At 58.7% G+C, this 13,162-nt stretch carries 10 protein-coding genes and 1 pseudogene; 8 read left to right on the forward strand and 3 right to left on the reverse strand.

Translation table 11 applies throughout. The annotated features are described in order from the left end of the window. Positions 1 to 60: 60 nt before the first annotated feature. From hisG to hisC, 3 genes are all read left to right on the forward strand, one after another. Complete coding sequence (gene hisG, locus ACYZT1_RS04725) at positions 61 to 696, forward strand: ATP phosphoribosyltransferase (protein ID WP_462017890.1); 636 nt, start codon at positions 61 to 63, stop codon at positions 694 to 696. Positions 697 to 820: 124 nt separating this feature from the next. After that, positions 821 to 2,158, forward strand: a complete 1,338-nt coding sequence (hisD, locus tag ACYZT1_RS04730; protein WP_462017891.1) for a histidinol dehydrogenase — start codon at positions 821 to 823, stop codon at positions 2,156 to 2,158. A gap of 2 nt (positions 2,159 to 2,160) precedes the next feature. Continuing rightward, entirely contained in the window at positions 2,161 to 3,213 is a 1,053-nt protein-coding gene (gene hisC, locus ACYZT1_RS04735) for a histidinol-phosphate transaminase (RefSeq protein ID WP_462017892.1), read from the forward strand. A gap of 116 nt (positions 3,214 to 3,329) precedes the next feature. On the opposite strand, the gene ACYZT1_RS04740 is transcribed toward hisC, so the two are convergent. The 3 genes from ACYZT1_RS04740 to algW form a co-directional block, all read right to left on the reverse strand. After that, positions 3,330 to 4,049 (reverse strand): DUF4198 domain-containing protein, encoded by a 720-nt coding sequence (locus ACYZT1_RS04740; protein WP_462017893.1) that lies wholly within the window; start codon positions 4,047 to 4,049, stop codon positions 3,330 to 3,332. A gap of 12 nt (positions 4,050 to 4,061) precedes the next feature. Next, the gene (locus ACYZT1_RS04745) at positions 4,062 to 6,164 is read right to left on the reverse strand and encodes a TonB-dependent siderophore receptor (protein ID WP_462017894.1); all 2,103 of its coding nucleotides are present in this window, start codon (positions 6,162 to 6,164) and stop codon (positions 4,062 to 4,064) included. Positions 6,165 to 6,239: 75 nt separating this feature from the next. Continuing rightward, the gene (algW, locus tag ACYZT1_RS04750; protein WP_462017895.1) at positions 6,240 to 7,400 is read right to left on the reverse strand and encodes a Do family serine endopeptidase AlgW; all 1,161 of its coding nucleotides are present in this window, start codon (positions 7,398 to 7,400) and stop codon (positions 6,240 to 6,242) included. Positions 7,401 to 7,502: 102 nt separating this feature from the next. Here algW and ACYZT1_RS04755 point away from each other — a divergent pair, with 102 nt between their 5' ends. The 5 genes and pseudogenes from ACYZT1_RS04755 to ACYZT1_RS04775 all read left to right on the forward strand — a co-directional run bounded on the left by ACYZT1_RS04755 (position 7,503) and on the right by ACYZT1_RS04775 (position 13,143). Further along, on the forward strand, positions 7,503 to 8,261 hold the full coding sequence (locus tag ACYZT1_RS04755; RefSeq protein WP_462017896.1) for a Nif3-like dinuclear metal center hexameric protein: 759 nt from the start codon (positions 7,503 to 7,505) through the stop codon (positions 8,259 to 8,261). 237 nt (positions 8,262 to 8,498) lie between these two features. Beyond that, entirely contained in the window at positions 8,499 to 9,416 is a 918-nt protein-coding gene (gene cysD, locus ACYZT1_RS04760; protein WP_462017897.1) for a sulfate adenylyltransferase subunit CysD, read from the forward strand. A 104-nt stretch (positions 9,417 to 9,520) separates the two neighbouring features. Further along, entirely contained in the window at positions 9,521 to 9,862 is a 342-nt protein-coding gene (locus ACYZT1_RS04765; RefSeq protein ID WP_462017898.1) for a four helix bundle protein, read from the forward strand. Positions 9,863 to 9,915: 53 nt separating this feature from the next. Then, positions 9,916 to 11,814 carry a sulfate adenylyltransferase subunit CysN gene (gene cysN / locus ACYZT1_RS04770; RefSeq protein WP_462017899.1) on the forward strand — a complete coding sequence of 633 codons (1,899 nt, stop codon included), beginning with the start codon at positions 9,916 to 9,918 and terminating at the stop codon, positions 11,812 to 11,814. A 380-nt stretch (positions 11,815 to 12,194) separates the two neighbouring features. Beyond that, positions 12,195 to 13,143, forward strand: a pseudogene (locus ACYZT1_RS04775) (IS110 family transposase). Positions 13,144 to 13,162 lie beyond the last annotated feature (19 nt).

Below are 13,162 nucleotides of genomic sequence, written 5' to 3' on the forward strand. Positions count from 1 at the left end.
TCTGTGTCCGGCGCCATTTGCGACCGGGCATCAGTAGCCTGATAAGGACTGACGTTTCCCATGTTGACCATCGCACTGTCCAAGGGCCGCATCCTTGACGACACCTTGCCGCTTCTGGCTGAAGCGGGCATCGTGCCGACCGAGAATCCGGACAAGAGCCGCAAGCTGATCATCCCCACCACCCAGCCTGACGTGCGTCTGCTGATCGTGCGCGCTACCGATGTGCCGACCTACGTCGAGCATGGTGCCGCGGACCTGGGCGTCGCCGGTAAAGATGTGTTGATGGAATACGGTGGCCAGGGCTTGTACGAGCCATTGGACCTGCGAATTGCTCTGTGCAAGCTGATGACAGCTGGCCGTGTCGGCGATGTCGAGCCCAAGGGTCGTCTGCGTGTTGCGACCAAGTTCGTCAATGTTGCCAAGCGTTACTACGCCGAGCAGGGCCGTCAGGTCGATATCATCAAACTGTACGGCTCGATGGAGCTGGCGCCGCTGATCGGTCTGGCGGACAAGATCATCGACGTGGTCGACACCGGCAACACTCTGCGCGCCAATGGCCTGGAGCCTCAGGATTTCATTGCCGACATCAGCTCACGGCTGGTCGTCAACAAAGCTTCGATGAAAATGCAGCACGCCCGTATCCAGGCGTTGATCGACACCCTGCGCAAGGCAGTGGAGTCTCGACACCGCGGCTGATTCACCTGCGCGACCTTGAGCCGCGCCCGTCTATCCGCCTCATAGCCAGAATTCTCAGGTGCCCAAGCGGATCGATGGTAGCTTCGGGTACCTGAGTTTTTGCCAATCCTATGAGGCTCTCGCTATGACCGCACCGACTGCAATTCGCCGACTCAACGCTGCTGACCCGGATTTTGCCCATCATCTGGATCATCTGTTGAGCTGGGAAAGCGTGTCTGATGACTCGGTCAATCAGCGAGTGCTGGACATCATCAAAGCCGTGCGTGAACGCGGCGATGCGGCGCTGGTGGACTACACCCGTCAATTCGACGGCCTGGACGTTGCTTCCATGGCGGACCTGATCCTGCCGCGCGAGCGTCTGGAGCTGGCGCTGACGCGAATCACCGTGCCGCAGCGCGAAGCTCTGGAAAAAGCCGCCGCCCGAGTGCGCAGCTATCACGAAAAACAGAAGCAGGATTCCTGGAGCTACACCGAAGCCGACGGCACGGTGCTGGGCCAGAAGGTCACGCCGCTTGATCGTGCCGGTCTGTATGTGCCGGGCGGCAAAGCGTCGTACCCGTCTTCAGTGCTGATGAACGCAATTCCGGCCAAGGTCGCCGGGGTGACCGAAGTGGTCATGGTCGTACCGACGCCGCGCGGTGAACTCAACGAACTGGTGCTCGCCGCCGCGTGCATCGCCGGTGTCGACCGCGTGTTCACCATCGGTGGCGCGCAAGCGGTTGCCGCGCTGGCTTACGGCACCGAAAGCGTGCCGAAAGTCGACAAGGTGGTCGGCCCAGGCAACATCTATGTTGCCACTGCCAAGCGCCACGTATTCGGCCAGGTCGGCATCGACATGATTGCCGGCCCGTCGGAGATTCTGGTGGTGTGCGATGGCCACACCGATCCGGACTGGATCGCCATGGACCTGTTTTCCCAAGCCGAACACGACGAAGATGCCCAAGCGATTCTGGTCAGCCCGGATGCCGGGTTCCTCGACAAAGTGGCGGCCAGCATCGCCAGGCTGATGCCGACCATGGAGCGCGCAGAAATCATCGAAACCTCGATCAATGGCCGTGGCGCGTTGATCCTGGTTCGCGACATGGAACAAGCCATCGAAGTGGCCAATCGCATTGCGCCGGAACACCTGGAGTTGTCGGTGGCTGATCCGCAAGCCTGGCTGCCGCAGATTCGCCACGCCGGTGCGATCTTCATGGGCCGTCACACGTCCGAAGCGTTGGGCGATTACTGCGCCGGGCCAAACCACGTGCTGCCGACATCCGGCACTGCGCGCTTCTCGTCGCCACTGGGTGTGTACGATTTTCAGAAGCGCTCCTCGATCATCTTCTGCTCCGAACAGGGCGCATCCGAGCTGGGCAAAACCGCTTCCGTGCTGGCCCGAGGCGAGTCACTCACCGCCCATGCTCGCAGCGCGGAATACCGCATCGTTGACGAAGACTTTCCGCAAGGGCAGGGGAACTGATCATGAGTAAATTCTGGAGCCCGTTCGTCAAGGATCTGGTGCCTTACGTGCCCGGCGAGCAGCCGAAACTGACGAAACTGGTCAAGCTCAACACCAACGAGAATCCGTATGGCCCGTCACCGAAAGCATTAGCGGCGATGCAGACCGAGCTCAACGATAATTTGCGCCTTTACCCGGACCCGAACAGTGACCTGCTCAAGCAGGCCGTTGCCAAATACTACGGCGTGCAGGGCAATCAGGTGTTCCTCGGCAACGGTTCGGACGAAGTCCTGGCGCACATTTTTCACGGCTTGTTGCAGCACGACAAACCGCTGTTGTTCCCTGACATCAGCTACAGCTTTTATCCGGTTTACTGCGGGTTGTATGGCATCAACTTCGACGCCATCCCGCTGGATGAGCAGTTCCGGATCAACCCGGCGGATTACGCCAAGGCCAACGGCGGGATTATTTTTCCCAATCCGAACGCGCCGACCGGTTGCCTGCTGGCACTGGATGCGGTCGAGCAAATCCTCAAGGCCAATCCGGATTCGGTAGTCGTGGTGGATGAGGCTTACATTGATTTTGGTGGCGAGACAGCGATCAGTCTGGTTGACCGTTATCCGAACCTGCTGGTTACGCAGACCCTTTCCAAATCCCGCTCACTGGCTGGCCTGCGAGTCGGGCTTGCGGTTGGGCATCCGGATTTGATCGAAGCGCTGGAGCGGATCAAGAACAGCTTCAACTCCTATCCGCTGGATCGCATGGCCAATGTCGGCGCAGCGGCGGCGTTCGAGGATCGCGAGTATTTCGACAAGACCTGCCGCCTGGTGATCGAAAGTCGCGAGAAGGTGGTTGGGCAGTTGCAGGCGAAGGGATTTGAAGTGTTGCCGTCGGCAGCGAATTTCATTTTCGCCCGGCATCCGCAGCATGATGCCGCGGGGCTGGCAGCGAAGTTGCGCGAGCAAGGCGTGATCGTTCGGCACTTCAAACAAGAGCGGATTGCGCAGTTCTTGCGGATCAGCATTGGCACGCCCGAGCAAAATCAGGCGCTGATCGATGGCCTCGGCGAACTGTAACTCGCCGCTGAACCTGTGGGAGCGAGCTTGCTCGCGATAGCGGTTTCGTATTCAACATCAATGTTGAAGGTTATACCCTCATCGCGAGCAAGCTCGCTCCCACATGGTTTTGTGGGTCACTCGTGATGCGGTTCGCCGAGGAAGGTCAGCGAAGTGAACAGCCCCCGGCTGGTCACTTCAGCACTGTCCTTCACCGGCACCTCCACCTGCGCCGCAATCACATTCAAGCCTTCATTGCGCACCAGGACTTTCGCCCGACCTTCAGCGTCAGTTTCGGTGCTGACGGTGCCCGGTGCACTGCGATAATCACCGATCAGCTTCACCCCCGCTGTCGGCTTGCCATCCAGTAAAACCCGCACGGGCAACGCGTTGCCCGGCCCGACCGTCAGCGGATCAACCTCGGGCAGAATGAGTAATTTCATCTGGTCCAGTTTCGGCAACTTCGTACCTGGTTGATAGATAGCCAAACTGTACTTGAGCGTCCGGGTCGACTCGATTGCCCCTGGCACTTTGCTGCGCCCTTCGTTGACCCATTTCTTGTCGGCCGTCTGCGACCACATGCCGTTATCCAGTGCCACCGCCATCACGGCGGGCGATTTCAATGGTTGCAGGCGGGCGTGATCAACCAGGCGCTGCACGGTGACGGGAATCATTTTGCCGTTGCTGTCATACGCCCAGGCGCCGCTGATTTTCATCGGTTTGAACGCATTGTCTTCAGCACCGTGGCCGTAAATCACCTCGATATTGCTGCGCCGCTGTTCGGTCCACAGGCCATGGGCGGACGCTTGAGTGGCGACCAGCAGACCCAGCAGCGCCAAAGGTTTGAGTAGTTGCATGGAAACGTCCTTTTACAGGTTGAGTGTCAGGCTGACGGTGAAATTGCGCGGCTCGCCGGGGTTGACCCAGTAGTTGCTGTAGGCGCGTTCGAAGTATTTCTCGTCGAAAAGATTGTTCAGGTTCAGGCCCACGGTGACGTTTTCGCTGGCCTTGTAATGAGCCAGCAGGTCAACGGTGTGATAGGCCGGCAGCTCGAATTCGCCGCCCGATTCACCCGAGCGATCGCCCACGTAAGTGAACGCCGCGCCAACGTCCGAGCCGCGCAGATGGCCGTCTTGAAATTCGTAAACGCCGAGCAGGCTGCCGCTGCGTCTGGCCACGCCGAGAATCCGGCTGCCGGCAGGAATGACCTTGTCGCCTTCGGTGACCTCTGCATCGATGTAGGCGAGGGCGCCGATCACGCGCACCGCGTCCAACTGCCCAGTGACTTGCAGGTCAAAACCCTGGCTGCGCGCCTTGCCCATCGCCCGGCTCGTGTCTGTGCCCGGGTCGGTGGCCAGCACATTTTCCTTCTCGATATGAAAGGCGGCGAGGGTGCTGCTCAAACGCTCGTCGAACAGCTCACTCTTGATCCCGACTTCATAACCCACACCTTCTTCCGGGTCGAAAGACTTGCCGGCGGCGTCCAGGCCATTATTGGGTTTAAACGAGGTTGAGGCGTTGGCGAACACACCGACCTCTGGCGTCAGTTGGTAAAGCAAACCGACCCGTTGCGTCAGCGCGTCATGGCTTTGTCGGCTGGTGGCAGCGCGGGTGTGGTCGTCGATGCTTTGCTCGAAATGTTCGAAGCGCGCACCCACCATGCCGCGCAGTTTGTCGGTGAAAACAATCTGGTCTTGCAGGTTCAGCGCCTGACTCTCGACGTGCTCAAGAAAGTTGCTGCCCGAACGCGCGCCATTCGGTTTTGGCTGGCCGTAGACCGGGCGGTAGATGTCGATCGGGTAGGCGCTGCCGGCGATGGTCGTGACCCGCTCATTCTTGCGATAGTTCTCGTATTCCGTGCCGATCAGCAGTTCGTGCTGCCAGCTGCCCAGGTCGAAAAGGCCGCGCAATTCAAGTTGGGTGATGCTGTCGTGCCAATCATTGTCACGCTCGCGATAGCGGCGGTTGACGGTATGGCCGTCGGCATTCAGCGGGCGCGCTTCGGAGGCGAAACCCCAGAGTTTGCCTTCTTTGTAGTGGCTGGCCAGGCGCAGTTTCCAGGCGTCGTTAAGGTGGTGTTCCAGCGCCGCTTGCAGCATGTTGTTGTGGTTGTCGATGTCGCCGTCGTCAGGCTCGCCCAGGAACGTCGAGCGCGAGACACCGCTCCAGGTGTTGTTCGGCGCAACGATGCCGCGATCGAACGTCGAGCTGTGGCGCACGAACTCGCTTTCCACGAGCAGGTTGGTGTCCGGGTTTAGTTGCCAGCTGAAGGAGGGCGCGACGAATACCCGTTGATTGTCGACGTGATCGCGAAAACTGTGGTTGTCTTCGACGGCCAGATTGACCCGCGACAGCACGTTGCCCTCCGTATCCAGCGGCGTGTTGACGTCCAGTGCGGTGCGGTAACGGTCCCAGCTGCCGGCACTGGTTTGTAACGTGGTGAACGCGTCGGGCTGGGGTTTTTTGCTGACGATGTTCACCGTGCCGCCGGGATCGCCGCGCCCGTAGAGACTGGCGGCCGGGCCTTTGAGCACTTCGATGCGCTCGATGTTGGCGGCGTCTGGCGTAGTGGGGTAGCCACGGTTGGCGCTGAAACCGTCCTTGTAGAACTCGGAGGTGGTGAAGCCGCGCACGCTGTATTCGTACAGCGTCAGCCCGCCGAAGTTGTTCTGCTTCGACACGCCGCCGGCAAACTCCAGTGCGCGCTCGACGCTGGTACTGCCCAGATCCTTGAGCACACTGGCGGGAATCACGCTGATCGCTTGCGGGATGTCGCGAATGGCCGTGTCGGTTTTGGTTGCGCTGGACGATCGCGTGGCGCGGTAGCCGTTGACCGGGCCGGTGGGCGATTCGTATTCGGACGTGACGCTGATGGCGTCCAGTTCGAGCGGTGCAGGTCCGTCAGCAAAGACCGGATCTGCCAGCAAGCCAAGGGCGAGGGCTGCAAGGGAAGCCCTTTTTCGAGACGACATGTTATGTTGTTCCAATAGTGATATTGAAACAATATAACATGACCGTTGAGAATGTCTTGTATTAGTGCGCCGGGCTTATTCTTCCGGCTTTTCCTTCGCTGGCGCTGGTGGCGGACGCAGACCGATTTCTGCCGTGAGTGTGATCTCCTTGCCGTTGCGCATGACCAGAATCGTGACTTTGTCGGTCGGTTTGATCCGCGCCACCTGGTTCATCGAACGACGACCATCGCCGGCCGGTTCGCCATCGATGGCGAGAATCACATCGCCGAGCTGCAGGCCGGCCTTCTGCGCCGGCCCATCACTGAAAATGCCCGCAACGACAATGCCTGGACGCCCGGACAAACCAAACGACTCGGCCAGCTCCTGGGTCAACGGCTGCACTTCGATGCCGAGCCAGCCGCGAATCACCTGGCCGTGTTCGATGATTGATTTCATCACTTCCATTGCCAGCTTCACCGGGATTGCAAAACCGATGCCCTGCGAACCTCCGGATTTGGAGAAGATGGCCGTGTTGATGCCGGTCAGGTTGCCATTGGCATCCACCAGCGCACCGCCGGAGTTGCCGGGGTTGATCGCGGCGTCGGTCTGGATGAAGTCTTCATAGTTGTTCAAGCCCAACTGATTGCGGCCAGTGGCACTGATGATGCCCATGGTCACGGTCTGACCGACGCCGAACGGGTTGCCGATGGCCAGAGCGACATCGCCAATACGGATGTTATCCGAGCGGCCAACAGTGATCGACGGCAGGTTTTTCAAATCGATTTTCAGGACGGCAAGGTCGGTTTCCGGATCGCTGCCGATCACCCGGGCCAGGGTTTCACGGCCATCCTTGAGCGCGACGACGATTTGATCGGCGCCACTGGTGACGTGGTTGTTGGTCAGCAGATAACCTTCCGGGCTCATGATCACGCCGGAGCCGAGGCTGGATTCCATGCGCTTCTGCTTGGGCGAGTTGTCACCGAAAAAACGGCGGAACTGCGGGTCCTCGAACAGCGGATGGTTCGGCTTGTTGATCACTTTGGTGGTGTACAGATTCACCACCGACGGCGCCGCCGTGGTCACCGCGTCGGCATAGGACACCGGGCCCTGTTGCACGGTGGTGGTTTGCGGCGCTTGCTGAAGGTTGACGTCGAGACTCGGAAGGCCGACCCACTCTGGGTAACGCTGGATAATCAACAGAGCGATAAGCACGCCGGCCAATAGCGGCCAGCCGGAAAAACGCAGCGCCTTGAGCATTAAGCACGTCCTGGAAGGTTGCAGGCGGAATGAGACCGCCCATAATGTCGCGCATTATACGAGGCCGCGCGCGCCTCTGAACGGGATATTTAGGAGTCTTTTATGGCCGTCGCTCTGAGCACCCTGGTCGAGGAAGCCGACCGTTACCTGAACAGTGCAAAGATTGCCGATTATTGCCCCAACGGCTTGCAGGTTGAGGGCCGGCCGCAGGTGATGCGCATCGTCAGCGGCGTGACGGCGAGCCAGGCATTGCTCGATGCCGCCGTCGAAGCGCAGGCCGACCTGGTGCTGGTGCATCATGGGTATTTCTGGAAAGGCGAGAACCCGTGCATCACAGGCATGAAGCAGCGGCGCTTGAAGACGTTGCTCAAGCACGACATCAGTCTGCTGTCCTATCACTTGCCGCTGGATCTGCACGCTGATGTCGGGAACAACGTGCAGCTGGCGCGTCAGCTGGACATTACGGTCGAAGGCCCCCTTGATCCGGATAATCTGAAAGTGGTGGGGCTGGTCGGCTCGCTGAACGAACCCATGACGCCGCGAGATTTCGCCCGTCGTGTGCAGGAAACCATGGGGCGCGAGCCGTTGCTGATCGAAGGCAGTGCAATGATCCGTCGCGTGGGCTGGTGCACCGGTGGTGGCCAGGGTTACATCGATCAGGCAGTGCTGGCGGGTGTTGATCTGTACCTGAGCGGTGAAGCGTCCGAGCAGACATTCCACAGTGCGCGCGAAAACGACATCAGCTTCATCGCCGCCGGCCACCACGCCACTGAGCGCTACGGGGTGCAGGCGCTGGGGGATTACCTGGCACGGCGGTTTGCCGTCGAACACATCTTTATCGATTGTCCGAATCCGATTTGATTGGCTGCTTAAAAATGTGGAAGCGAGCCTGCTCGCGATGATCCTGAGAGCGCCATGCCGTGTCAGTTTCCCCGCGTTATCGTTGACGACCATCGCGAGCAGGCTCGCTCCCACATGGGTATATTCATATACCCTTTCGATCTAGCAGGCGCCCTGATTAGAAGAGGACGCTGTGCTAGGATTCCTCGCTCGAACACGGCCCGCTGGCCGTCCACAAGATCGTTTTCGTGAGTAGCCATGGTCGACAAACTGACGCATCTGAAACAGCTGGAGGCCGAAAGCATCCACATCATCCGCGAGGTCGCCGCCGAGTTCGATAACCCGGTGATGCTGTACTCCGTCGGTAAAGATTCCGCCGTGATGCTGCACCTTGCGCGCAAGGCATTCTTCCCGGGCAAGCTTCCCTTCCCGGTAATGCACGTCGACACCCGGTGGAAGTTCAAGGAAATGTACGCGTTCCGCGATCGCATGGTCCAAGAGCTTGGCCTTGATCTGATCGTGCATGTGAACCCCGATGGCGTCGCGCAGGGCATCAACCCGCTGACCCACGGCAGTGCCAAACACACTGACATCATGAAAACCGAAGGTCTCAAGCAGGCGCTCGACAAACACGGTTTTGACGCCGCTTTCGGTGGCGCCCGTCGTGACGAAGAGAAGTCCCGCGCCAAAGAACGCGTGTATTCCTTCCGCGACACCAAGCACCGCTGGGACCCGAAGAACCAGCGTCCAGAACTGTGGAACGTCTACAACGGCAACGTCAACAAGGGCGAATCCATTCGTGTATTCCCGTTGTCGAACTGGACCGAACTGGACATCTGGCAGTACATCTACCTCGAAGGCATCCCGATTGTGCCGCTGTATTTCGCCGCCGAGCGCGACGTCATCGAGATGAATGGCACCTGGATCATGATCGACGACGAACGCCTGCTCAATCACCTGAGCGACGAAGACAGGGCGCGCATCGTCAAGAAGAAAGTCCGTTTCCGTACGCTGGGTGACTACCCGCTGACCGGTGCGGTCGAGTCCGAGGCCACCAGCCTGACCGACATCATTCAGGAAATGCTCCTGACGCGTACTTCCGAACGCCAGGGCCGGGTCATCGACCACGATGGCGCAGGCTCGATGGAAGAAAAGAAACGGCAGGGGTATTTTTAAGCTTCGAGTTACAAGCGGCAAGCTGCAAGTTAACGGCGGTATGCGTAAGGTTGTGGATTGGTGCTTGTGGCCGGTTGCTGCGAGTCGTGATCGGGTTGCTCGTTATGGATTTCGAGAGACTGGTTGTTTGGCAGCGTAGCAAGTGTTTGGCGGTGGGTGTTTATAGAGCGTTTGCGCGTTGCCGGGATTTTGGTTTCAAGGACCAGATCACCCGCTCCGCACTTTCGGTGCCTTCCAATATTGCCGAAGGCATGGAGCGGCGTAGTGCAAAGGAGAAGATACGTTTTCTTTGGATCGCCAAGGCTTCCTGCGCAGAGTTACGCACTCAACTCCTCATTGCCCGTGAAATTGCATACATCGCCGATCCACTGGCTGACAATTGGATTACAGAAACTCGCGAGCTTTCAAGAATGCTCTGCGGCTTGATCAACAAAATTTCTGACTAGCTGTACGCCGACAAGCTTGCCGCTTGAAGCTTACAGCCTGGAGCTCGAATGCAATGAGTCACGTATCTGATTTGATCAGCGAGGACATCCTCGCCTACCTGGGCCAGCACGAACGCAAGGAAATGCTGCGCTTTCTGACTTGTGGCAACGTCGACGACGGCAAGAGCACCCTGATCGGGCGCCTGCTGCACGACTCCAAGATGATCTACGAAGATCACCTGGAAGCCATCACTCGCGACTCGAAAAAAGTCGGCACCACCGGTGAAGACGTCGACCTGGCATTGCTGGTCGATGGCCTGCAGGCCGAGCGCGAGCAGGGCATCACCATTGATGTCGCTTACCGCTACTTCTCCACCGCCAAGCGCAAATTCATCATCGCCGACACCCCGGGCCACGAGCAGTACACCCGCAACATGGCCACCGGTGCGTCCACCTGTGACCTGGCGATCATTCTGGTCGACGCCCGTTACGGCGTGCAGACCCAGACCCGTCGCCACAGCTTCATTGCCTCGTTGCTCGGCATCAAACACATCGTGGTTGCCATCAACAAGATGGACCTCAACGGCTTCGACGAAAGCGTGTTCGAGTCTATCAAGGCCGATTACCTGAAGTTCGCCGAAGGCATCGCGTTCAAGCCGACCACCATGGCCTTCGTGCCGATGTCGGCGCTCAAGGGCGACAACGTGGTGAACAAGTCCGAGCGCTCGCCGTGGTACACCGGTCAGTCGCTGATGGAAATTCTTGAAACCGTCGAGATCGCCAGCGACCGTAACTACACCGACCTGCGTTTCCCGGTGCAGTACGTCAACCGGCCGAATCTCAACTTCCGTGGCTTCGCCGGCACCCTGGCCAGCGGCGTCGTGCACAAGGGCGACGAAGTCGTGGTGTTGCCGTCGGGCAAAAGCAGCCGCGTGAAATCCATCGTCACCTTCGAAGGTGAGCTGGAGCACGCAGGCCCGGGTCAGGCCGTCACGCTGACCATTGAAGACGAGATCGACATCTCCCGTGGCGACCTGTTGGTGCACGCCGACAACCTGCCGCAAGTGACCGACGCCTTCGACGCGATGCTGGTGTGGATGGCCGAAGAGCCGATGCTGCCGGGCAAGAAATACGACATCAAACGCGCCACCAGTTACGTGCCGGGTTCGATCACCAGCATCGTCAACCGCGTAGACGTGAACACGCTCGAAGAAGGTCCGGCCAGCTCGCTGCAATTGAACGAGATCGGTCGGGTCAAGATCAGCCTCGACGCGGCCATCGCGCTGGACGGTTACGCGAGCAATCGCACCACCGGTTCGTTCATCGTCATCGACCGTTTGACCAATGGCACCGTCGCAGCCGGCATGATCATCGCTCAGCCGTCGGCGCATGGCACCAGCACGCATCACGGCAAACTGGCCCATGTGGCGACTGAAGAACGTGCTCAGCGTTTCGGTCAGCAACCGGCCACCGTGTTGTTCAGTGGTTTGTCGGGCGCTGGTAAAAGCACGCTGGCGTATGCGGTTGAACGCAAACTGTTCGACATGGGCCGTGCGGTATTCGTGCTTGATGGCCAGAACCTGCGTCATGACCTGAACAAGGGGCTGCCGCAGGATCGCGCCGGACGCACCGAGAACTGGCGTCGCGCCGCGCACGTCGCGCGTCAGTTCAACGAAGCGGGGCTGCTGACACTGGCAGCGTTCGTGGCACCGAGTGCCGAAGGGCGTGAGCAGGCCAAAGACCTGATCGGCAAGGAACGCCTGCTGACGGTCTACGTGCAGGCTTCGCCGACGGTGTGTGCCGAGCGTGACCCGCAAGGCCTGTACGCGGCGGCTGGCGATAACATCCCGGGCGAGTCCTTCCCGTACGACGTGCCGCTGAATGCCGATCTGGTGATCGACACCCAGTCGCTGTCGCTGGAAGAAAGCGTCAAGCAAGTGCTGGATCTGCTGCGTCAGCGTGGCGCGATCTAGGGTAGGAGCAGCGGCAAGCTTTTAGCTTCAAGCTGCAAGAAGAAACCCGCCGATGAGTGATCATCGGCGGGTTTTTTGTGGCCAACTCGGTTAACTGTGGGAGCTAGCCTGCTAGCGATTACGGTCGAACAGTCAACGGATCTACTGCATGTTGATCCGCTATCGCTAGCAGGCTAGCTTGTATGGTTAGACTTGAAGGGGTGGTGGGACGAACAGCTAGCATCTGACTGCTGCAACAGTACAGACCGTGGGAGACCTCGCCCCACCCCTTCCACCAAAAGCGCCGATAAAGAATGCTTCGTTCTAGCGACGATAGAAACAAGCCTGCGCCTCTGGGTGAACCCCTACAAGCCGTAAAACCTTAGCGTGGAGAAGTGCCCATGGCAATGCGCGTTTCACAGTCAATCACGGGTGTCGATGTCGCCAAAGTTGAACTCGTTACCTACCAGGCAGACTTGGATCTGCTCACCTCGATAGATAATGAAAAGCCTGTAATCAAGCGCTGGCTTAAGACATTGCCTGCAGCTACCGCCATTGCTGTTGAAGCGACAAATGTTTATCACATCGATTTAATCGAGCTGGCGTACGAGTCTGGTTTCGATGTTTACATCATCGATGGTTTTCAATTGAGTAATTACCGCAAAGGCGTCGGTGGCCGGAGTAAAACAGACGCATCCGATGCACGTCTTCTTGCCCGTTTTCTAAAGAACGAAGGGAGCATCTACGCCCATGGACCCCACCTCCAGCCGTCTACGGCAAGCTGCAAAGCCTTCTACGGCGGCGGGCTTCGCTGATTCAAGCCAAAACCAGCCTGACACAAAGCTGGTCAAATGATGCGAGTTTGAAGTCATCATTTGCAACTTTCGTTAAGTCCATTGATAGATTGGATTTACTGGTTAAAAAGAAAATCAAAGATGTGCTGCGCGAGGCTGGCCTGCTTGAGCAAGTTGCTCGTTGCCAAGCCGTAGAGGGCATCGGCTTTCTGACCGCCGCAGCCTTGGTGATGGCCTATAACCGAGGCGACTTTACCAGTAGTGACGCCTATATTGCTTTTTTGGGCATGGATCTGAAGTTTCAGATTCAGGCCAAAAGAATGGCCGCAGATTTCTGACCAAGCGTGGCTGTTCAGAAATACGCCGACTGCTACATAACGCAGCGATGGCGGCCAGTCGAACGCTGGCGTGGAAAGAGTTCTACGAGTATCAACGAGGCCGTGGAAAAGCGACTACCCAGGTGCTGGTGATGCTGGCTCGTAAGCTCGCTCGTGTGGCATTCGCCCTGATGAAAAATCAGAGCGAGTACCGCACCAAAGGGCCGGTTATGGCTTGATCAAAACCATAGAATCTCC

This window comes from Pseudomonas sp. PB3P13 (assembly GCF_054897735.1).